We start from the raw sequence: 23,013 nt of genomic DNA, 5'->3' as shown, positions 1-23,013 counted from the left end.
TTATAAAGGATTTATAATATGGAAAAAATACAAAAAATTTCTTATAAGGAACTACTTGCTGAAAAAGTATCAGATTTTGATTCAGTATTCGTTATCGAACCTCTTTTAAGAGGATATGGTAACACAATTGGAACTGTTATTAGAAGAACATTACTTTCTTCAATAACTTCAGTTGCTCCATTTGCAATTAAAATTAATGGTGTTGAACACGAATTTGAAACACTTGAAGGTATTAAGGAAGATATTGTTACATTAGTATCAAATATTAGAGCAATTCGTTTTTCATACAAACCAGAATTATTTGAAAAAGATAATTTGGTTAGAATTACTTTTTCTTCTTCAAAAGAAGGTGAAGTATATGCTTCAGATATAACTGATACTAATGGACTTGAAATTGTTAACAAATCACAATACATTTGTACAATTTCTAAAAATGCTTCATTAGAATTTGCACTTTTTGTTAAAAGCGGTAGAGGTTTTGTTGACTTTGAAGAAAACAAAGCAATTATTTTAGAAAATGCTCCAAAATTAGAAAACAAAATTAAATCTGGACAATTTCTTGCAATAGACTCTGATTTCTCTCCAATCAAAAAATGTGCTTACACAGTTGAAGAATTAAATACAGGTTCTTCTCTAATAACTGAAAAATTAAAGATTCACATTATAACAGATGGAACTATTGATGCTAAAGCAGCATTAGAACAAGTGGCTAAAATAATAGTTGCACACTTTAGAGTTATCGGTAATATCGACGAACTTGAAGCTGTAAAATTATTTGAAGATACCAAAAAAGAAAAAGAAAAAATTGTTAATGTTTCTGCACCAATTGAAAAATTGGGTCTTACTATTAGATCATTGAATGCCTTAAGAAGAAGCGAATACAATACTATTGAACAACTTCTTCAATTAACACCAGATGAACTTGCTAATATTAAGAACTTAGGTAAAAAATCAGTTGACGATATTGTTTCTAAATTAAATAAGTGAAAACAAAATAATTTATCTGAAGATCAAGACAATGATGAATTTAGTGAAAATAGTTCTGAAACTTATCTTGATGATGAAGATGAAGATTCAAAATCATTAGAAGGAGAAAAATAATTATGGCAAATCCAAAACAAGTATATAGAAGAAACAGCGAATGATGAAACCATGTTGAACGTGCACTTGTAACAGATGTATTAGTTCACGGTCAAATTAGAACTACTTTAGAAAGAGCTAAGAAAATTAAATCAAAAGTTGATAAAATGATTACACTTGGAAAAGTTAATACACTTGCTACTAGAAGACAAGCTGTTAAATATTTAATTAATGTTCCTTCTAAGGATGCTAAAAAAGATATTGTTCAATATTTATTTGACACACTTGCGCCTAAATATAAAACACGTAATGGTGGATATACAAGAATAATTAAAGTTGAAAACAGAAATGGTGATAATGCTAAAATGGCTATTATCCAATTAGTTTAGTTACTTATAAAATAAGTACATAATAATTAAAATTAATAAAAGGAGATTAAAATGGCTATAGTACCAAAGAGAAAAACTTCTAAACAAAGAAAAGCATTAAGAAGATCACATCATGCATTAGAAACCACTACATTAGTAGAATGTAAGAACTGTAAACAACAAATTATTCCACACCAAGCATGTAAATACTGCGGTTTTTATAAAGGCAAAAAAATCATTAAAGAAGCTCTTAATGATAAAATCAAATAATAAATATCTTTCAATTAACTAATTAAGTAAAAAATCCGAATTTAACTAAACTTTCGGATTTTTATTATTTATTAACTATTTTTTTAATAAATAAGTTTTTATTTTTTATGCTAAACAATATTAAATTATTAAGCATAAAAGTTAAATAAATGGACAATATAATTAATGTAATTAATTTTACTGTCTTAGTTCTTTCCATTATAGTTTTAATTTCACTTTCACTAGCTTTTATCGAAGACTTTACAAAACTAAAAAATATAAACACGCTAAAAATAAAATAAAGTGAAAGAGTAATTATTAGTAATATATTAGTTCTAAAAACAATTAATATTTTTTTATTTTTTTCATCAGCTTCATCAGATTTTTTAAAATAAGTAAAAGATTGCGTAATTAATATTAAACTTAAAATAAATTGAAATAATAATAAATAACTATATTTATTATAATTTTTTATTTCATTGCTGTTTATTTTCATAAGACTAATAAAAATTAAGTTTATTATAGCAAATATCAAACATAACAAATTAGTCACTAAATAAGTTATAAAATTTCTTTTTTCAATTTTATTTATTTCATTATTTAACATTAAATTTTTGTTTTGCATTTTAAATTAACCTTTCTAAAAAATGAAAATCTTTAAATATAAGATAATTATATATTATAATTAAATATTAAATATTATAAGCATACATTGATAAGGAGAAATTATTGTGGAAAATAAGTATTTAGCATTGTATCGTCAATATAGACCAAATAAATTTTCTGATGTACAAGGTCAAGAACATATTATTACAACTTTAACAAACATAATTAAATCGCAAAAAATAGGACATGCCTATTTGTTTAGTGGTCCACATGGCACAGGAAAAACCTCGGTGGCCAAAATTTTTGCCAACACAATTAATTGTATGCATTCTAATGATTTATTAATACCTTGTGAAAATTGTATTAATAATGTGGATAAAAATTTAGACATAATCGAAATTGACGCGGCTTCTAATACTGGTATTGAAGATATTAGAGAACTTAAAGAAAAAATTAAACATTTACCTACTAACTCTCGTTATAAAATTTATATTATTGATGAAGTTCATATGCTTTCAAAAGCAGCATTTAATGCATTACTTAAAACTTTAGAAGAGCCACCCAAACATGCAATTTTCATTTTAGCAACAACCGACCCTCAAAAAATACCTTTAACTATTTTAAGCCGTGTTCAACGTTTCAATTTTAAAAAAATTGAACAAAAAGTCATTGTTAATCATCTTAAAAAAGTTTATGATCAAGAAAATATTAAATATGAAAAAGAAGCTATTAATTTAATTGCTTCTTTAGGCAATGGAAGTTTAAGAGACGCCTTATCTATTGCTGATCAAAGTGCTATTTTTGTTGGCGATGGAGTTGTAAAATTAGAAGACGTAGAAAAACTTTTTGGAATTACAAATGTGGAAAATATTATTAATTTAATTAATTTAGCTGCCGCTCATAAAGTAAAAGAAATTTTAGAATTAAGTAATACATTAGTTGATAATGGTGCGGATATTGAAAGATTAGTATCTTCTTTGATTTATGTACTAAAAGATTTTATTGTTATAACCCAAACACATTCAAATGAATTATTAGAATTCATTAATTTAGATCAATGTAAAAAAATTAATATATCTAATGATAAGGCACGTGAATATATTGCAGAATTAATTAATTTATTTAAAGAAATTAAATTATCTGATTTACCGCAACAATCTTTAGAACTTGGTTTAATTAAACTAGCAACACTTTCTACTCATGATGAAAATTTTACAAATGAAATTGAACTTCCTAAGGAAATTAAAACATTCGGCAACAAAAACATTACAGAATTAAATAATATTGAGGAAGAAGATTTTCAAATGGCATCAGAATTAAAAGAAGACACTTCAACTAAAAAAATAAAATCTAGAAATAAATCTCAACTAAACGACATTTTTTCATTTAGTTCAATCTCTAATAAATCTGATTATAAGACAACCATTATTGATTCAGTTGATATTGATGACGCTATACAAAAAACAGATGAGTTAATCTTAAAAGAAAAAACTGAAGAATTTGAAATGAATGATTTTAAGGAAAATACAATAACCCTTGATATTACTACAACAAATCCTATTGAAATTAACAAAACTAATGAAGAAGTTATGCCTGGCGCAAAATATGAATTTATTAGCGATGAGCTGTTACATGATCTAGTTTTTGTCAACCAAATTGAAAAAAAGGATAAAACTAAAGAAGATCTTAAATATAAGGATAAAGATAAATTATCTTTATCTCTAATGGATAAGACTTTAAGCGATGGTAGAAGTGATCAAATTGTTTTGTCAATGCTAAAAGATATGAAAGTAATTTTATCAGGCAAAGATTTTATTGTTTTTACTTCAAACATTAAAAGTAAAGTAAAAAATTTAAATATTAACGCAAACGATTTAGATATTCTAGAAGTTATCAAAAAAGTCTTTGGTAGATATGTACACATATTTGCAATTACACACGAACAACAAGTCGAAGCAACAGAGTGATGGAAAAATATTGGCAAAAATGATACAAATAGAAAAATTAAAAAGCTATATGATATCAAAGAAAAAATTAATGGTAGACCTAGTGAATTAAAAAGATGAGCAGAAGCTACATTTGACAAAACTAATTTTACAGGTACTAAAGAAATCAAAAAGAAAGTAAATTAAGGAGAAATTATGAATATAAATGAAATGATGAAAAATGCTAAAAGATTACAAGACGAACTTGCCAAAGAAACAGAAAAATTATATGTCAAAGAATTTAAAGTTGAAAAACACGGTATTGTTGTTGTTATGCTAGGAAGTAGAAGATTGAAATCAGTTATTATTGATCCAGCATTAGTTGATCCAGAAGAACCTGAATTAATTGGAGATTTAGTTATACTCGCAGTTAATGAAGTTTTAGAAATAATTGATGAAGAACAAGAAGCATTAAATGCTAAATTTGCACCAGCAGGTTTTTAATATATGAAGAGCGAACTATATCAGAAACTATTTTTTGAATTAAAAAAAATACCATCATTATCTAAAAAACAAATATCAAAAATTATTGAATACTTTTTAGAATGTTCTGAAAGTAATATTTTAGATTTAAATTCTTTAATTTTGAATTTCAAAAGATCAACAAAAAAGTGTTCTATTTGTAATTATTTAAATAATCAAGATATTTGTTATATATGTTCAGATAATACAAGAGATAAGAAACTTATGGTAGTAGAACAAAGTGCTGATATAGATAAATTCGAAGAACTTAAAATATATAAAGGTAAATATTTTGTTTTTGATACATTTTATGACTTAAAAGAAAACAATGATCATTTTTTTAAATTAATAGACGAGCTTAAAAAACTTTGCAAAAGTTATAATGAAATAATATTAGCATTTAATTTATCTATTATAGGTAGACTTACAATGGAAATGATTAAAAAAATATTGTATAAAGATTTTAAGAATTTAGAAATTTATCAACTTTCTTCAGGTTTACCTTTAAATGGCTCTGTGGAGTATGCTGATCCCACAACATTAAAAGAATCACTTGATAATAAAATTAATTTAAAGAGGAATAGCAATGAAAAATAAACAATACAACTTTATAGTTTTTGAAGGTATGGATTGTGCAGGAAAAACTTCAATTATCAATATGCTAAAATTATATTTAGAAAAGGAACATAAACTAGATAAATATGTTTTTACTAGAGAACCAGGTTCAACATTTTCTAATGAAGCTGAAAAAATTAGAAACTTAATATTAGATAAAGAAAATAATTTTTCGCCTATTATTGACGCACTACTATTTGTTGCCTCAAGAAGACTTAATTTAGAACATGGTATTTGACCTTCATTAAAAGAAGGAAAAATTGTTTTTTCAGATCGTTACTTTTATTCATCATTTGTATATCAAGGTATTTTAGGCAATGCTGGTTTTGAAACAGTGAGAGATTTAAATTATTTAATAACAAATCATACAAAGCCAGATCTTGTAATATTTTTTGACTTAGAACCAGAAATTGTTATTCAAAGACTTAAAACATTAAGAACTGAAACTGATAGGCTTGAACATCAAGATGTTGAATATTACATAAAACTTAGGGAAGCATATTACAAAGTCATTAATGATGATCCACAAAGATTTGTTATTATTAATTCATCATCTACCTTGGAAGATCTTTTTAAAGAAACTTTAAAAATCTTAAAAGAAAGGGAAATTATTTAACTATGAATAATAGTTATTATCAAATAATTGAAAACTCAATACAAAAAAATAAACTTTCACAAGTTTATCTTTTAATTTCATCACCTCATATTAATATGGATAAATATATCATTCATTTTATTAATAAAATAAATAACGAACAATTTGATATAAAGAAAAAGATAAATTTTATTGATCCCTATTTTTTAGTTGACGGCAAAAAAGATAGCATTAAAAAAGAAGATATTATAAATGCTATTAAAAATTCAACTGAATCTACAATGATAAAAAATAATAAATCTAAAATATTAATCATCAAAAATATTGAAAATGGTTCGCCATCTTCTTTAAATGCATTATTAAAATTTTTAGAAAATGTACCTAATAATTTAATTGTTTTATTAACTACTAATAATAAAAATAAAGTGCTCAAAACAATTCGTTCAAGATCATTTGAAATAAATATAAATCGTGAAAAACAAACATTGTCTAAAGACAAGTTTATTAATTTTATAAGTTTAATTACAGATGACAATGAATTAATTGATAAATATAGTAGCAAAGAAAATCTTGCAACTTTAAATGAACTTAGTGATTATTTATATTTAGCTAGAACCAATCCTCTTGAATTAATGTTATTTTTGTATAAAAGTATTACTATAGATAATGTTTATTTAATTTGTTCATATATGCAATTATTTTATGCAGAACTTTATTGTTTGTTTTCGAATGGTATTTCTTCAACTAATTTCATAAAGACAAATGAATATTTAAGTTTTAAAAGTGATTTTAAATATACCAAAGCAATTAAAATTATTAAGGACTTTATTAAATTATCAACTTCATCTAATGCTAATTTTAAGTTACAAAAATCTAAGTTTATTATTAAGCTAAAGGAATTATATGGAAAATAAATACGTATTTAATATTGTAGGAACACCTATTGGAAACTTGGAAGACATATCCTTAAGAGCAATACACGCTTTAGAAAATGCTGATATTATTTTATGCGAAAACATTCGTGTAAGCAAAAAAATGTTTTCTTTATTAGGCTTAAATATTAAAGCTAAATTAATTTCTTTTCATCTTTTTAATGAAAAAAATAACTTAGAAAAAATAATTTTTGACATTAAAAGCGGCTTAAATTTATGTTTAATTAGTGACGCAGGAATGCCATTAGTAAATGATCCTGGATTCAATTTAATCACCGAATGTAAAAAGCATAAAGATATATTCATAAACGTAATCAGTGGCCCCTGCGCGTTAATACATGCCTTTATCAAAGCGAACCAAAGTAACGTCTTTTCTTTTCTTGGTTTTTTAGCGCCTAAATCTTCTCAAAGACAAGCAATGTTAAAGTCACTAAATTTTGGTACTTACATTGCATATTTATCTCCTCATAAATTAATTGATACAATAAATGATTTTAATGTAGTACATGGCGAAAATGTTAAATTATATTTGATAAAGGAAATGACAAAATTACATGAAAATGAATTTGAAGGCTCACCTCTTGAAGTTCTAAATTTATTAAAAGAACAAAGTGAAAATATTAAGGGCGAGTTTACCTTAGTGTTTACAATTGCAAAAGAAAAAAAGCATGAAAAAATAAATAAGTATAAAAATATTAATAACGTTTAATTTATGATAAAATTAAACAGTAATTATTTTATAAAAATTACTATGTGGCGTGCGTGGCGAAATGGCTAACGCTCCGGGTTGTGGCTCCGGCATTCGAGGGTTCGATCCCCTTCGCACGCCCCATTTTTTTTATTTCTTTTTTTGTATTATAATTTATATATAGAGATAATAAATTACGAAACAAAAATAAATAAGGAGTTAGAATGAATTACTATTTAATTTTAGGGCATCCAACTAAAGATTCTTTTAATGGACAAATTTGTAGCGCATATGAAAAGAAATTAATTAGCTTAGGACATAATGTAAGAAGAGTAAACATTATTGATTTAGGTATGGATTTAAATTTATCTTTAAATCCATCTGAAAAAAATAAAAAAATTATTTTAAAAGAACAAGAAAATATTACATGAGCAGATGAAATTATTTTCTTTTATCCATTATGATGAGGAAATGTTCCAGCATTATTAAAGGGATATATTGATAATGTTTTTCAACCAGGATTTGCTTACAAGTATCATAAAAACGATCAAGGATGAGATAAACTCTTAAAAGGAAAAACTGTAAGAATTTTTTCTACATGTGATGCGCCTGCATGGTTTACAACGATAGTTTATCATAATTCGGACTTTACAACATTTAAATATGCTTTATGCTGATTTACAGGAATGAAATTAAAATGCGCTAAAAGAATTGGCAAAGTTTATTTACAAAATAATGATCAAAGACAACAAATTATCGAAAATATTTTAAAGAAAATAAAATAGCAATAAAAAAGGAATAAAAATATGAAAAAACATTTATTAGCTAGTTTATCAATATTACCTTTTATGGTTTCACCAGTATTAATTTCTTGTACAAAAAAAGAAGAAGTTAAATCGATTATAACTAATTTAAACCAAAAGAGTTTTAATATTTTTAGTTTAGCATCTGATATAAATATTTTAGATATTTATGATTCAACAAATAATTCTGAGTTTGAAAAAAGCAATAAATTTTTTAAAGATAGAAATTTCAAATTTGAAAAACCAGATTTTCTTGATGAAACAGAATATAAAAATCAAAGGATTAATTTTTTAAATTATGCATTTAATTTAAATTTAAAAAATGATGTTAGTGAAGATGAAATAAAAAATAGTTTATTAAATCATAATAAGTCTATTGCTAAGAAAAATAACGTTGTTGTTTTAAATACTTATGAGGAATATAAAAAGTTTACAAATCAATTTTGAGATGCCTCAAATTCTAAAAATGTAGAACTAAATAATATTAAAAATAAATTTGATTTAAAATACACTAAAGATTATTTTAATAATTACTCTGTAATTTTCTTATTAAATATTAAAAATATTGTTACTGAGTTTAATGTTAATAATAAAGCAATTGTTAAATTTGAAGTTAATAATGTTTCAAGGGAAAAGAAAGAATTAAATTTAAATATAAATTTATATGCTTTCTTATTGGAAAATAATTCAAATGTAGAAACAACATTTAATAATTATTCAATAGAAATTAAAAAGAGTGACCTATTAAATAATAAAATTGAAAATTTAAAAATTAAATTGAATATTGCCAATTATGATTGAATGTCGAAATTAAAGAAATAAGCTACGAGCTTATTTTTTTACATTTTTAAAAATTATTTTTTATTACAAAAAATATTATGTAATTTATGTATTTACTGGCCTTGCCTCAATTATGGAATTTTTTTCCAAAATAGTATATAATTGGCTATTAGTTTATATTAACATATAAATATATTTATTAGATTAGGAAAAATTTTTTAAGAAAGGGGGGGGCAACACTATGAAATTTTTTAAAAAAAGAAAAAATAAAGTTTTATTATGCACTTTTGGTGGAATAGTTGCTTCATCAATTATGATAAGTTCTATTTTTTACGCATCTAGTTCACATAGTTCAAATAGATTTATTACTAAAAAAACTGATGGTAAGGCTAATTTAATTCCTAAAGATAATTTAGATTATGAAAATGCTTCCCCTTCAAATACTGATAATAATTTAAAAGAAACCCCCAAACCTGCTCCTATTCCAGAAGAAAAAATAGTTCCTACCCCCAAACCAACTCCACAACCTGCTCCAACCCCTAAACCAACTCCCAAACCTACTCCAACTCCACAACCTTCTCCAACTCCTAAACCAACTCCTAAGCCAGAAACAAAAATTGTTAAACTTTTAATTAATGGTGTTTGGGTAGATGCGGAAATTGAAGAGCCTTCTCCAAGACAAACATTTGAATATGATAAACAAAACAATCTTCAAAACCCTAATCCATATATTAATCAAATAGTTGGAAAAATTAAAAATATACATGTTACTGAAGAATTTAGAAAAAATAGTTTAGAAAAAGCAAAGAACGGTTTAGTGCCTAATTGAATTAAAAGTTCTGTTAGTGATTTATTAAAATATGCTGATAGTGATGATGAAATAGAAAAGATAGCTAATAATAACCGTTATTGATATGATAGAATATGACAAAAGTTTCAAAGACTATTTGATTCACCAAATGTTGTTAATTTTTTAAAGGAACCTGCAAAATCTGAATTTCTTAATAAACAATTTAAATCTAAAGATCACAAATATGCCTGATTATATACAAATTTAGATTTCAATAAATTTACTAAGTTATCTAATGGTGCAAATAAAAATTTAAAAGAAGGGCTTACTCCTGATCAAGATAATGCTTATATTAATGAAAATGGCGAAATAGATTCTTATGCTTATTCTCCTGTTGATGGATTTAATACTGTAACATCTAGAATGCAAAACGATAATAAAAATAGACGTGTTTTTGGCTATAATGAATGACGTGGTAGAAGCGCTTGAGAAACTCAAAATGGGGAATATCCTGGTTGAACTAAAACTAATGTTACTAGTGAGTTTAAAAAATATGGTCTTTCTGATGGTGATGGTATAGTAGTTAATAAACTAACAAGAAAAACTCCTGAACAAGGAAGTTTAAACGAAGGTTATATTGTTGATATTGATGCTTCAAATGATCAAGGATATGAAAAAGCTAAAAAGATAATTGAAGAACTAAAAAAACAAAATATTAATGTAACCGGATATAGAATTAGAAATATGGGCAAATTTGATTCAAATCAAAGATTTGAAGAAATTCTCAAAGCATTGCCTGATACTTTACCATTGTTAGAATTATTTTTCTCAGCTAATGCTGCTAATACTTCTTCTTTAATAGCCTTACAAAGTAAAAGAATTAAAGAACTTGGATTGTATACTTTAGGTAATTCATTATTAGATGAATGATCTTTAAATCCTAATGCTTTGAGAAATGTTGAATGAATCAATAGCAATGACTATAATGTAAGTTTTGAATATAAACCCGGAACCGACATTGCAACTAGAATTACATTTGATACATTAGCATTTGATGAAGCAGATTATGATGAAACTGGAATAGATCTAGATGAAAAATTAAAACGCATTAATGATGGCCTTAGAATGGTTTATTGAGTGAGAAATAATGAACCTATTTTTCAAGGTGGATTTGGTCCAGGTCTAAATCCTGATAACAAAGAATCTGAAAATAGTTATCCTCAAGGACTTGATTTAAGTAGAGTTAAGAAAATTAGATCATTGCGTGGATTATATTTCCATGATAAATTTAAATCATCTAATTCAAAACCAAGAAAATTAAGAAGAGTTAAATTATATAGTTCTGGTAGTGCTTTTGACATTTCTTCAGAAGAATTGAATGAAGCAGGTTTTAATAAACATTTAGTATTAAATGAACCAACACCTCCAAGAACTAAAATTTTATTTAGTAATGGAAACTTAACAACAAAAGTTAAAATTACTGGTAAAAAATTATTAAATAGTGAAGGGCTTTCAAACCTAAACATATTGTTTAGATATGCAGAATCATTAAAAAATAGAACTGTTGAAGTAGATAAAGATGCTAATGAATTAAAAGTGCAATTAAAAAATGCTGGATACAATGTTACTACTTCTGATGATGATTTTGACTTTATTTAGAATTAAGGAATTAAAATGAAAAAAAATAAATTTTTATTATTATCTTTATCTTTAGGAATGCTTCCTGTTTTTCCTATTATTTCTGCTAGTTGTGTAGACAAAACTAAAAAAGATGATAAAAATAATCCAGATCCTAATAAGCCTCAAGAAGACCCAAGCAAACCAAATAAAAATTTTTCTAAATATAGTGATTTATCAGAAGAATTTAAACAAATAGTTGACAAAGTAGAACTAGGCAAAACTTTTGACTTTAAGTTAAAAGATTCAACACTACATGATAAAGAATATAAAGATATTTATCCTACACAAATTAGAAATAATTTTGATAAAGGTATAGAAATAATTCAAAAAGAAAATAATGGTGAATTAGATATTCAAATAAATGACGTTATTTTAGACGAAAAAACAGCAAACAAAACTGGTAAATTTCAATTATCTTTAATTTTAACTGATAAAAAAACCAATCAAATTTATCAAAAAAATATTGAAGTTTCAGGTTTTAATACTAATCCTTATGGAGCAGATGAAAATGGAAGAATTCCAAATGATGGTACTGAAACTTTAAAACCTGATTCAAATGATAGAATTGCCGAATATATAAAAGCAGACCAACAAAAAAGATATGAGTTGGATAATAGTAAATATTTAGCTGAATTAACTAGACAACAAAGAAATGCGCCTTTAAGTGAAGTTAGACCGGATTTAAACGCATTATTGGATAACGTTAAGGAATTTAACGCAAAAGCCATAGCTAATAATCAAGATACATATGAATCAGCTGCAAGAAAAGGTTTTACTTTACCCACATATGATGAACATGGTAATTTTAAAGGTCTCTCATTTTATGAAAATGAAATGGGAAAAGGACCTTCATGAGTTGATGCATTAGGAAATAGAGATATATATCAAATAAATGGTTTAGCTAGAACGTTGCCTAACGAACAATACCTAAGAACGGCATTACAAACTTTTGGTATTACTATTTCTAATCATTTAGGTGAAAATAAATTTCAAACTATTTCAGGGACAATGTGAATTATGGACTATCAAAAAAGGTCTGATGGAAAATATCCTACAAAATGATATTTCGCTACAAATTTACACGTTGCTGATGCATTAAGAAATAATTCAGTTAATTTTTCGTTATTAAAATTAATGAAAACTGCTAAAACAAAAACTACTTTTAGATTAACAAACTTAGATGATAATTTTAATAGATTTTCTTTTAACTCTAAGGACAATCAATTTATTGTTAATAATGGACTCAAAACTATTTATAGTGCAAGAAACTTTTTAAATACCAAGCCAAGTGATTATCTAACCGAAAATCAAAAGAACAAGTATAACAATGTTGAAGAATTTTTGGATTTTTCTGTTTTTGAAATAGATTTTGAAAAATTAAATTTAGATGGTGTTTCTGGAAATATGCTAAACCAAAACTTAAGTGATTTAACTTCTAAATATTCAGGCTTAGATGTACATAATTTAGCAAAACTAATAACAAATGATTATGCAAACGAAGCAAATAAAAATGATTGAATTAAATTTAAATCAAAATCATATTTAAAAGACTATTCAAAAATTGAATATCCTTTAGTAGCTCCTAAAAATAATCCAGAATGATTTAAAAATTATGATGAATTATTTGCAGTTGGTTATCCAAATTCGACTGGAGATTATTTTTTAAGACAATATTCAGATGATGATCAAATTAAATATAGAACGCAATTTAATTTTAGTTTATGAACTAATTCTGATTATAGATTTTATGATAATTTAGGCAAAGATGCTTCAATGGATGAACGTGCAAAAAGAGGAAATTATTTATCTTATGCTTTAGGTTATCGTTCATTTACAAATAAACCAGGCATTTTAGATTCATTTATTTCAGCGCCACATACTGGAGATAAATTATATACATCTAATGATAATAATCAATATTTAGCAATGGGTCTTGAATATTTAATTAGACATTACGCGCCTGTAGGCGGTGCTTCTGGATCAAGTGTAAGAAATCAAAATAATGAAATAGTTGGTATTTACCATATTTCAAACATTTCTGCTCATACAGGCTTGGCTGCAGCATTTAGATCAGAAGGTCACAATTACAACGGATTATATGGTACATATAATTTGCCTCAATATGATTTAATTTATGGTGGAGGACTAAATCAAATTAGTTCATACCGTCAAGCTTTATTAAAAGAATATGAAGGTCAAGTAATAAAAACAAATTTATTTTCAAATGGACTTAATGACATTCCTGATGAATATAAGTTTTAAGTTAAAAAACAATAAAAGCAATTATTTTGCTTTTATTTTTGAATAATGTAAGGATAAACATGAATGAAAGTAATATATTACATAATAAGTTGATATATGATAATGAAGTAATTAATCAGTCAAACGGCAATTCAAAGATTAAGAAAACTTTGAATTATTTACTGTTAAGTTTAACAGTTATTTTGTCTACTTTATTATTAATTTTTTCAGACCGAACAATATTAGCAGAAAAAATGTTAATTCCTAACAGTTTAAAATATTTTTTTAATTTTCAAAGTCAATCACTAGAACAGCTAAATGCTTTAATCATATTTAGATTTTTAGTTTTTGGTTTTGTTTTTGTTTATTCAATTGCAAAAAATTATAATAATCTTTATTCTAATAAACAAACAGCTAAAAAATATATTAGCTGATATTGCATTTATTTGTCATTAACTATTATTAGCTTTGGATTATTTTTTAGTTACTTTGAAATATTACCATCAAAAATTGTAAATATTTCGCTACTTTTACTTGTCTTATTTTTAGTAAATCTTTCTTATTCAATTACTAATTATTTTCAAAAAATAAAGTTAGAGCCTTTATTATACCGCAGCAAAAATGTTTTAATAATTCCTATTGTTTCTCAATTTATTTTGACAATAATTTTTATAGTTCTTCCTTATATCTGAATATATTTAGGCCAAAGTAAAGACTTAATATTTTACGGAAATACTTTTTTTAATAAATTAAATAATTTATTAACAGTTAAAAGCATAGGTAATGTATTTATATTGTTTTTTATTTCTTTAGTACTTATAACTTTAATTGTTGGTGCTAATTATTCTACAATTAATTTAATTATCAATAAAAAATATAATTTTGAACTTTTAAAAAATAAACTTTATTTATTAGCTTGTTTTGTAATTTCATTCTTACTTTGATATATTAGATTATTTGCTTATAAACATAATTTGTTAGATATATTTAGTAATAATCAAAAAATAGAGTATGTATACCTTACCAACATTGCTTTTATTTTTATTGTATTAATAGTTAATATTTTTATTAATTTCTATAAAAAAATTCAAATAAAAGGTTCTTTAAATAATTTATTATTATTTATTACATCACAAATATTAATTTGATTATCAGTGGTTGCAATTTCAATTTTAAATAATAATGCCTTTATAATTACACTAAATGTATTTTTTGCTTCTTTAGCTTCTACTGTATTACTTGTAGTTTTTTTAATTAGAAACAAAAAAATAAATATAGTTATGTTAATAATGTCAATTGTATTAATTTTGTTGATTCAGCTTATTTTATTTAGTTTTGGAATTAATTATTTATTAACTTCTGAAAAATATTCAAATTATTTATTTATGACTATTTTTTCAAAATTAAGTTTGATTCAAATTATATTAATAACAAATTTAACATGTCTTTTTGTAATAGAAGCAATTATACTTATTCAATTTTTTATAGTAATTGCAAAAATTAAAAAAGATAAATTAAAGGAGAACTATGAAAAATAATAATATAAAACCAGTTGAAAACATATTTGATGTTTTTTCAGAATTTGAAAGTGCAAAATCTAACTCAAATTTTGTTTCATATGATAAATTTATGTCATCAATATTGCTTAAAAATAATATTGGTTTTTCATCTGCAATTTATGAAAAATTTGATGGTGATTTTAAAAAGGCTTTAGAAAATAAATACAATATTTTATTTGAAAATTTTATTATAACTTTTAATGTTAACCTAAAATATTCAAGTGATATTTTAGTACCTATGATTACTAATTTAGAGCCTTCCAATAATGAGACTATAAATTTTAAGGATTTAAATTTTAGTAATGCTTATACTAATTTCATAAAAGTATTAAATTCTGATATTAGAAAAATTTTATCTTTAGATAAGTATTTAGAAATTTATCCTAACATCATTATTTTTGTTTCGCCCAATACTCATGCACTAAAAATTTTATTCAATAAAAATATTTGTGCAAATATAAAAAGATAGGATGTGATATGCATTTAAAAGTAATTGAGCAAAAGAAAAAAGCATTAAATAATATTTTGTTAAAAGTTAATAATGAAAAAAATATTTTTTTAATTAAGATTATGAAACTAAACCAACAATTAGGATTTCACACTAAAAATGCAGTTATTAATAAAAACTTAATTTTAAATTTACAACAAAAATATGACATAAAAAATGATTTATTATCAAAGAAAAGTTTTTTTATTAAAAAATGAAGCAGAAAAAATTTATGAATATATATTACTGAAGAACAAAAATATTCAACCGATTCATATTCAAGATATGAAAGTACAATTTTAAAAGAAAATAAAAACTCTAAAGATGATTTTATAACCATTGGCGAACAAGCAAAATCATTTTGCCAAAAAAATAAGTTTAATATTTTAAAATCATATGCAAAAAATAATTTTCAAGACAAAGAAATAGATGAACTTTTTATTGTTATTAAAATGTTATATCTCACTGCAGAATATTCAAGTGTTAGATTTGTTATTAATTCAAATAAAAATTATGATAGCTTTTTTACTATATTACCAATTAATGAATTTGATTTTGATAAATTTGTTCCATATAATGCTGAAGAAAATTCGTATTTAGAAAATTTAGAAATAACTAAATTTAAAATCTATCCAAATATTAATGAGTTTGTTAATACTGAAATAAATATTTTTATTCAAAATGCAATTAATGCCCTTATATGCGAATCATCATTTTATAGTGCTAAAAGCGGACTAGTTACCACAAATAAAATCATTAAAGAAATTGATGAACAAAAAAATAAATTAAGCCGTCAAATAGCTAGAATTAAAAATGAAAAAGAAATAGAGGAATTATCACTACTAACTCGAAATAAAAAAACATTTGAAGATATGTAACAAGGAGATAAAATGAAAAATGAATTTTATAAACTAAATATTGCATTTTTAAATGGTACGAAGTATAGTTCTCCTAAAGTTAAAATATTTATAAATGTTAATGAAGAAGATGAGTTTACCGAATTAGAAAATAATTCTATTTGTAGCTTTGACCACGTTTTATTAAAAATAAAAGATATTGAAAATAATAAAGATTTATTTTTATTTCTAAAGGATGCAAATATTTTAATTGAAAATCAACAAATAAATATAAGTAGTTGTTCAACAAAGCAATTTTATATTTCTTTATTAAAAAAGATTAATTTTAAAAAAGAATTATCAATCATAAAAAAACAAATTAATATATTAGAATTAAAGAAAAATTTTGGTTTGTCTATTGATGAATATATAGAATTGGAAAATTTAAAAGAAAAACATTATATTTTGAATCTTAGAGAAATTTTGAATTTAATAGAGGAAAATTAAATGAATAAACATAAAAAATTTAGACTAATATTGGGAATGCCCTCTTTATGCATTTTACCTAGTTTGTCTTTGGTTATGCTAAGTGCCGAGAAAAAAAATGACCCCAATTTTGACAACTTTGATAAATTTGCTAGTGATGAAATTAAAACATTAATCCCTAAAGTAATTGATAATGCAATTACATATGTAAAATCTAAGTATGATCAAATATTAGCAAACAAAGAACTAGATTTTAAAGTAAGAATTCAAAATTTATTGTACTTAAAAAACTTATTAAAATACTTTGAAGATAACAAAAACAATATTAAAGATCATCCAACTAATTATGGTTTTCATCTTGTTTTGCCATATGTTATTTCAAAAAATAAAAAATATAATTTAGTTAATGTTGAATTTAATGGGCAAACATACCAAAATATAAAAGCGGGATATACTGATCCTAGTGATTATGTAAATGCAATTAAACCTAATGGTAAAATTACAATTTCACAAAAAGATCAAATTAATGAATTTAGTAAAGAAATATTTGAAAAAACAATTAAGAAATATTCTTCAGAATTAATAAAAGAATTAAAATCTATTATTTATGATTCAAAAGATGTTCCAGTTATTGATAAAGATGTTGAACTTAAAGAAGATAGCGATGGAAGATATGTAACTACTTTGCCAAAAGACTTTGATAATTGAAATACTTATATTGCAAGTAAAATTAAGACAAGATTTGTTGAATTTGATCTTAAACAAAATCAAGAAGCTGAAGAAAAACAAAACGAAAACACGCAACCTACTCAACCTCCTTCATTGCCTCCAATAGTGCCAGGCGATAAAAATGAAATTCCTGGAATTCAAGATTTAGATAATAAAATTCAAACACTTCCATTATTAGTTCCATATATTTCGCACAAATATGCTCAACAAGGCTTATTAAATATTAAAAATCAATTTGATTCATTGCAAACTAATGAAAAAAATAAAATATTTTATTTTAACAACCCAATTAATACAAGATATCAATATAAAGTTATTTCATTTGAATATGAAAATGCAAAAGTACTAAAAAATATAAAGATAGAAATAAGTGATAAAAATAATGCCATTTTACATAAGCAATATATTTTGGATAAAATAACTTTTAATTTAGATACCAATTGAAATAAGTTAAAAGAAAACCAAATAAATAGTGTTCAAAAAACATTTTTAAAATTATATAAAGCATTGGGAGTTGATGAAAAAATTAATTATGATTCAATTAGAAATCAATTTCTTCAAAATGCATTATTTAATAATGTTAATGCTGCAACTGAATTAGTTAGCTTAAAAAATAGTGAATCATTTGAGGACTTAGAAAATAAAAGAATTAATGATAACTATTTATTGTTAGATAATAACAATAATTTATTAAATAAATTATCTAAATATACAATATATAGTTTTCTATCATCTTTAAATAGTGTTAAAATAAATTCAAATAGCTTTTGATTGCAAATTCCTCAAGCATTCGAAGCTATTCAATATCAATTTAAAGAAGTAATAAAACATAATCAAAAATTTATATTAAATAATTTATCTCAAATAAATGGTAAAAACAATCAATTAATAAAATTGTTTGATATTAACACTAAAAATATTGATAAGCTATTTGCTTTGGTTAGACAAAGAACATTTAATTTAGAAAATTGATATTCTGAATATATTGATTTAATTTCTAAAATCAAACAAACATTTTCATTATTTAGTGTGTTAGCTTTAAATAATGATATTAAAAATGATAATAAATTTAAAACTGAGTTTATAAAAAGTTATGACTTAGTTAATAAATATATAGAAGAAAATACAAAAAATAAAAATAATATTAAAGTGACTAGCGGAATTTCATTGTTAGTAATTTCAACTATTATGTTAATAGCATCAATAATATTATTTATATTAAATGGAAAAAATAGAAAAACAAATAATAAAAGTAAACATTTATTAATAGCTGCCTTAATAGTTATGGTACTAGCCATTTCGCTATTAACAACAGGTGCATTATTAATAACATTAGGAATAAAAGGAGTTTAATATGTTAGAATCAAATACTTCATTAAGAATAGAAGCTATTTTTGATTATATTGTCAAAATAAAAGGAAAATATTCTTACAAACAAAATCAAATCTTTCAATTAAAAAGAGATAAAAATATTAAATTCTTTTTAATTAGTGCAACGATAGATTCAGCTTATTTAATAACGAATAAAAATGATGTTGAATTAATTATTGGTGATGAATTAATAGAATCAAAAGAAGACTTTTTGATATCTACTAAAGAAAATTATTTTGGAAAAATTATTGATATTTATGGAAATATAATTTGACCTCAAAATAGTTTAAAGGAAACTAACATAAAGTCTTTAGCAGCAAAAAATCCTATTTTTGGAAATGTCCATGATTTAATGACTGTTAAACCTTTAAATGAACAATTGCATACAGGAATAATTTCAATTGACTTGTTAATACCAATTGGAAAAGGACAACGTGAATTAATTATTGGTGATCGTCAAACCGGAAAAACGCATATTGCAATTAATACAATAATTAATCAAGCTAAAAACAATACAAAATGTATATATGTGGCTATTGGCCAAAAAAGTGAAACTTTAACTGCAATATACGAAACATTAGCAAAATATAATGTATTACAAAACACAATTATTATTGATGCGCCTTCGCGTAGCGCATATGAACAATATTTAGCACCTTATGTAGCAATGGCTCACGCTGAAAATATTTCATATAGCGATGATTGTTTAATTGTGTTTGATGATCTAACTAAACATGCTAATATTTTTAGAGAAATTGCTTTGCTTATTGATAAACCTGTTGGTAAAGAAGCAATGCCGGGGAACATGTTTTACGCGCATTCTTCTTTATTAGAAAGAGCTGGCTCATTTGTTAATAGAAAAACTATTACTGCCCTTCCAATATTACAAACAATTGATGGAGATATTACTAGTTTAATTTCTTCAAATGTTATTTCTATTACTGATGGACAAATAGTTACTAGCGCTGATTTATTTGCTTCTGGTAAGTTACCCGCTATAAATATTGATTTATCAGTTTCAAGATTAGGATCTTCTGTACAATCGCAAGACACAACAAAGATAGCTAAAGAAATTGGTAAAATCTTTAAAAAATATAAATATCAAATGAAACTTGCAATGTTGGATTATGAATTAAATAAAGAAACTTCCACTTTATTTAGAAAAGGAAAACTAATTGACAAAATGTTTTTACAAAGAGGTTTTTCTTTATATTCATATAATTTTGTTATTTTTATGACAAAAATTATTTCTTGAGATTTACTAAAAGGTGTAAAACTGAAAGATGAACAAAAAGTACTTAACTTATTAAATATTTTAATAAATAGTAATGAACAAGCAAAAACAATATTTAATAATGTAAGAAATGGAATTAAAATAGATGAAGAATTAGCAAGAGATTACTTTTCATTTTGTCTACAACAATACTCTAATTATTTTAATTTAGGTTGACAATTAGATTACAAACATGATTTTATGGACTTGGATCAATCTGAGATTATAGAAATTGCTAAGAAAGTAGGTGACTTATAATGGCTGAAAAAGGACGCATCGTTAAAATTTGATCTGATATTGTTGAAATTGAATTTTCTAAAAATTCACTTCCTTCAATTGAACACTTATTAACTTTACATGACGGTAAAACTTATTTATTAGTTCAAAGAATAGTTGATGAAACTACAGTTAGAGCAATTATAATATATACTTCTCAAGATATATCTATAAACGATGAAGTGATAAATACTAAACATAGTTTTGCAGTTCCTATTGGTAAGGAATCAAAAAACAATATTTATAATTTTTGAGGTTTGCCATTATTAAAAAATAGAGGTACTAAACCAAAATATATTGAAATGAATTCAATAATTAATAAAACCAGGTATTTAGGAACTAATAATGAAATCATCGAAACAGGAATAAAAGCAATCGACTTTTTTATGCCAATAGTTAAAGGCTACAAATTAGGTATTTTTGGCGGAGCTGGAGTTGGTAAAACTGTTTTAATGAAAGAAATTATTTTCAATATTAATAAAAAGTATAAATCAACTTCAAATATCTTTATAGGTTCAGGTGAGCGTTCTCGTGAAGCGATAGAACTTTTTAATGAATTAGAAAGTTCAAATTTAATGAAAAATTCTAATATGTTTATTTCTAAAATGAATGACTCTCCTGGAGCAAGAATGTCTATTGTTCCAATTGGAATTACTGCTGCTGAGTATTTACGTGATTATGAAAAAGAAGATGTTTTATTATTTATTGATAACATTTATCGTTTCATTCAAGCTAAAAATGAAGTATCTGCTTCGCTTGGAAAAAAGCCTTCAGTGGGAGGATATCAATCTACATTAGAAAGTGATGTTTCAAATATTGAAGACCGTTTATTTAAAAATGAAAATGGATCTATTACATCGTTTCAAACTATTTTCTTACCTATGGATGATTTAAGTGACCCTTCTGCCGTTGCTGTGTTTAACCACTTAAATGGAAATTTAGTTTTATCAAGAAACCAATCTGCTAAAAATATTTTCCCAGCATTTGATCCGCTTGCTTCTTCATCTAATTCAATTAATGAAAAAATAATTGGTAAAAAACATTTTGATGCAATTATTGAAGCAAAAAGAATCCTAAAAACTTATAAAGATTTAGAAGATGTTATGCTAATACTTGGTTTTGATGAATTAGATAAAGAAAGTAAAATAATAGTTAAAAAAGCATTACAATTAGAAGCTTTCTTTACTCAAAATTTCTTCATGACTGAACACTTTACTAAATCACCGGGCGTGTTTGTATCTATGGAAGATACTGTTGATAGTGTTATTAGAATTTTAGAAGGAAAATATATTAAACAAAACCCTGAAATTTTTTCTTATGTTGGCTCTAATAAAGACATTCCAACTGATGAAGAATTAAATTTATAATATTCAAATACTTATAATTTAAAGGCGTTGTGATATAATTAGATAACTAATATATACAAAAAAGGAGAATATAATGAAAAAAATAAACAAAATTTTATTATCATCAGCTGCAATTATTACAGCTACTGCTTTACCTCTTGCTGCAGTATCATGTGTAATTCTTAATGCAAAGCAAAAAGAAGCTTACAATAAATCAAAAGAATTAAGAAGTTTATACAATAGCAAAATTAAAGCCAATGCTGCAGATCCTGTTTTTAAACAAGTAGAAAAGAACATTAAATCAAGAGATGAATTTGCTAAAATGTCTGATTTAGAATGTACTCTTTATATCGCTGCAGTTACCCCATTAATTGACATATTAAAAAAACTATAGTAAATTTAATCAATTTATAAAATAAAACCTCAAGATTAATCTTGAGGTGCTTGAATGAAGTATGAAGTGCAACGCTTGTTGCTTATAACTTTATTCTATTACAAACAAATTAAAATATTAAAAAATTGCAAACGAAAAATTGCAATTTTTTAATTGCTGTATTTTTTGGTTATGATTTTCTATATTACAATGATTCTATGGTTTTATTATAAGCATCAACATATAGTTCTTCAGCTGATTTATAGTTTAAAGTTTTTCTTAGTCTTTTATTTATTAGGGTTGTTACTCTTTGTATTTCTTCAGGTGATATATCATTGAAATCTGTTCCTTTAGGAAAGAATCTCCTAAATAAACCATTTCAATTTTCATCACTACCTTTTTG

General features: G+C 24.1%; 22 protein-coding genes, 1 tRNA gene and 1 pseudogene. 22 read left to right on the top strand and 2 right to left on the bottom strand.

Annotated elements, in window-relative coordinates; genetic code table 4:
* Positions 1 to 18 precede the first annotated feature (18 nt).
* Genes F795_RS0102040 through rpmF form a run of 3 tightly spaced genes read left to right on the top strand, consistent with a single transcriptional unit; the run spans position 19 to position 1,718 of the window.
* Entirely contained in the window at positions 19 to 1,101 is a 1,083-nt protein-coding gene (locus F795_RS0102040) for a DNA-directed RNA polymerase subunit alpha (protein WP_022936070.1), read from the top strand.
* A 2-nt stretch (positions 1,102 to 1,103) separates the two neighbouring features.
* Positions 1,104 to 1,469, top strand: coding sequence for a 50S ribosomal protein L17 (rplQ, locus tag F795_RS0102035; RefSeq protein ID WP_022936069.1), 366 nt, complete (start codon positions 1,104 to 1,106; stop codon positions 1,467 to 1,469).
* Between the two features lie 51 nt (positions 1,470 to 1,520).
* Positions 1,521 to 1,718: a 50S ribosomal protein L32 gene (rpmF, locus tag F795_RS0102030; protein WP_022936068.1), complete on the top strand. Its 198-nt coding sequence runs from the start codon at positions 1,521 to 1,523 to the stop codon at positions 1,716 to 1,718.
* Positions 1,719 to 1,782: 64 nt separating this feature from the next.
* On the opposite strand, the gene F795_RS0102025 is transcribed toward rpmF, so the two are convergent.
* The gene (locus F795_RS0102025) at positions 1,783 to 2,193 is read right to left on the bottom strand and encodes a hypothetical protein (protein ID WP_129619129.1); all 411 of its coding nucleotides are present in this window, start codon (positions 2,191 to 2,193) and stop codon (positions 1,783 to 1,785) included.
* Between the two features lie 235 nt (positions 2,194 to 2,428).
* Between F795_RS0102025 and dnaX the strand changes: the two genes are divergently transcribed.
* The 19 genes from dnaX (at position 2,429) to F795_RS0101930 (ending at position 22,631) form a co-directional block, all read left to right on the top strand.
* A complete protein-coding gene (gene dnaX, locus F795_RS03470) occupies positions 2,429 to 4,435 on the top strand; it encodes a DNA polymerase III subunit gamma/tau (RefSeq protein WP_022936066.1) in 2,007 nt (668 codons plus the stop codon).
* Between the two features lie 9 nt (positions 4,436 to 4,444).
* Complete coding sequence (locus F795_RS0102015; RefSeq protein ID WP_022936065.1) at positions 4,445 to 4,732, top strand: YbaB/EbfC family nucleoid-associated protein; 288 nt, start codon at positions 4,445 to 4,447, stop codon at positions 4,730 to 4,732.
* 3 nt (positions 4,733 to 4,735) lie between these two features.
* Positions 4,736 to 5,347 (top strand): toprim domain-containing protein, encoded by a 612-nt coding sequence (locus F795_RS0102010; RefSeq protein ID WP_022936064.1) that lies wholly within the window; start codon positions 4,736 to 4,738, stop codon positions 5,345 to 5,347.
* Positions 5,337 to 5,981 (top strand): dTMP kinase, encoded by a 645-nt coding sequence (gene tmk, locus F795_RS0102005; protein WP_022936063.1) that lies wholly within the window; start codon positions 5,337 to 5,339, stop codon positions 5,979 to 5,981. The genes F795_RS0102010 and tmk overlap by 11 nt, the downstream gene beginning before the upstream one ends.
* Positions 5,982 to 5,983: 2 nt before the next feature.
* Complete coding sequence (locus F795_RS0102000) at positions 5,984 to 6,874, top strand: hypothetical protein (RefSeq protein WP_022936062.1); 891 nt, start codon at positions 5,984 to 5,986, stop codon at positions 6,872 to 6,874.
* Entirely contained in the window at positions 6,864 to 7,601 is a 738-nt protein-coding gene (rsmI, locus tag F795_RS0101995) for a 16S rRNA (cytidine(1402)-2'-O)-methyltransferase (RefSeq protein ID WP_022936061.1), read from the top strand. The genes F795_RS0102000 and rsmI overlap by 11 nt, the downstream gene beginning before the upstream one ends.
* A 47-nt stretch (positions 7,602 to 7,648) precedes the next feature.
* Positions 7,649 to 7,724: transfer RNA gene (locus tag F795_RS0101990), tRNA-His, on the top strand.
* Positions 7,725 to 7,804: 80 nt separating this feature from the next.
* Positions 7,805 to 8,365 carry an NAD(P)H-dependent oxidoreductase gene (locus tag F795_RS06630; protein WP_022936060.1) on the top strand — a complete coding sequence of 187 codons (561 nt, stop codon included), beginning with the start codon at positions 7,805 to 7,807 and terminating at the stop codon, positions 8,363 to 8,365.
* A gap of 21 nt (positions 8,366 to 8,386) precedes the next feature.
* Positions 8,387 to 9,205, top strand: coding sequence for a hypothetical protein (locus F795_RS06625; protein WP_022936059.1), 819 nt, complete (start codon positions 8,387 to 8,389; stop codon positions 9,203 to 9,205).
* A gap of 199 nt (positions 9,206 to 9,404) precedes the next feature.
* Positions 9,405 to 11,612, top strand: a complete 2,208-nt coding sequence (locus F795_RS0101975) for a putative immunoglobulin-blocking virulence protein (RefSeq protein WP_022936058.1) — start codon at positions 9,405 to 9,407, stop codon at positions 11,610 to 11,612.
* 15 nt (positions 11,613 to 11,627) lie between these two features.
* Positions 11,628 to 13,895: an Ig-specific serine endopeptidase MIP gene (gene mip, locus F795_RS0101970; RefSeq protein WP_022936057.1), complete on the top strand. Its 2,268-nt coding sequence runs from the start codon at positions 11,628 to 11,630 to the stop codon at positions 13,893 to 13,895.
* A 59-nt stretch (positions 13,896 to 13,954) separates the two neighbouring features.
* Positions 13,955 to 15,412 (top strand): MSC_0624 family F1-like ATPase-associated membrane protein, encoded by a 1,458-nt coding sequence (locus tag F795_RS06620; RefSeq protein WP_022936056.1) that lies wholly within the window; start codon positions 13,955 to 13,957, stop codon positions 15,410 to 15,412.
* Positions 15,402 to 15,902 carry an MSC_0623 family F1-like ATPase-associated protein gene (locus tag F795_RS0101960; RefSeq protein ID WP_022936055.1) on the top strand — a complete coding sequence of 167 codons (501 nt, stop codon included), beginning with the start codon at positions 15,402 to 15,404 and terminating at the stop codon, positions 15,900 to 15,902. Before F795_RS06620 ends, F795_RS0101960 begins: the two co-directional genes overlap by 11 nt.
* Positions 15,903 to 15,910: 8 nt before the next feature.
* Positions 15,911 to 16,798 carry an MSC_0622 family F1-like ATPase gamma subunit gene (locus tag F795_RS06615; protein ID WP_022936054.1) on the top strand — a complete coding sequence of 296 codons (888 nt, stop codon included), beginning with the start codon at positions 15,911 to 15,913 and terminating at the stop codon, positions 16,796 to 16,798.
* A gap of 12 nt (positions 16,799 to 16,810) precedes the next feature.
* Positions 16,811 to 17,263 (top strand): MSC_0621 family F1-like ATPase epsilon subunit, encoded by a 453-nt coding sequence (locus F795_RS03460; protein WP_022936053.1) that lies wholly within the window; start codon positions 16,811 to 16,813, stop codon positions 17,261 to 17,263.
* Positions 17,264 to 19,324, top strand: coding sequence for an MSC_0620 family F1-like ATPase-associated subunit (locus F795_RS06610; RefSeq protein WP_022936052.1), 2,061 nt, complete (start codon positions 17,264 to 17,266; stop codon positions 19,322 to 19,324).
* Position 19,325: 1 nt separating this feature from the next.
* Positions 19,326 to 20,873: an MSC_0619 family F1-like ATPase alpha subunit gene (locus tag F795_RS0101940; protein ID WP_022936051.1), complete on the top strand. Its 1,548-nt coding sequence runs from the start codon at positions 19,326 to 19,328 to the stop codon at positions 20,871 to 20,873.
* Positions 20,873 to 22,258, top strand: coding sequence for an MSC_0618 family F1-like ATPase beta subunit (locus F795_RS0101935; protein ID WP_022936050.1), 1,386 nt, complete (start codon positions 20,873 to 20,875; stop codon positions 22,256 to 22,258). Before F795_RS0101940 ends, F795_RS0101935 begins: the two co-directional genes overlap by 1 nt.
* 73 nt (positions 22,259 to 22,331) lie before the next feature.
* Entirely contained in the window at positions 22,332 to 22,631 is a 300-nt protein-coding gene (locus tag F795_RS0101930; protein ID WP_022936049.1) for a variable surface lipoprotein, read from the top strand.
* A gap of 184 nt (positions 22,632 to 22,815) precedes the next feature.
* Here F795_RS0101930 and F795_RS06605 read toward each other — a convergent pair.
* Positions 22,816 to 23,013: pseudogene (locus F795_RS06605) on the bottom strand (IS30 family transposase); the annotation flags it as partial.

The sequence above is a fragment of the Metamycoplasma orale ATCC 23714 genome, from assembly GCF_000420105.1.
Taxonomy (GTDB): Bacteria; Bacillota_I; Bacilli_A; order Mycoplasmatales; family Metamycoplasmataceae; genus Metamycoplasma; species Metamycoplasma orale.
The sequence above is the reverse complement of the archived record's forward strand: the minus strand, read 5'-3'. Positions and strand labels throughout refer to the sequence as shown.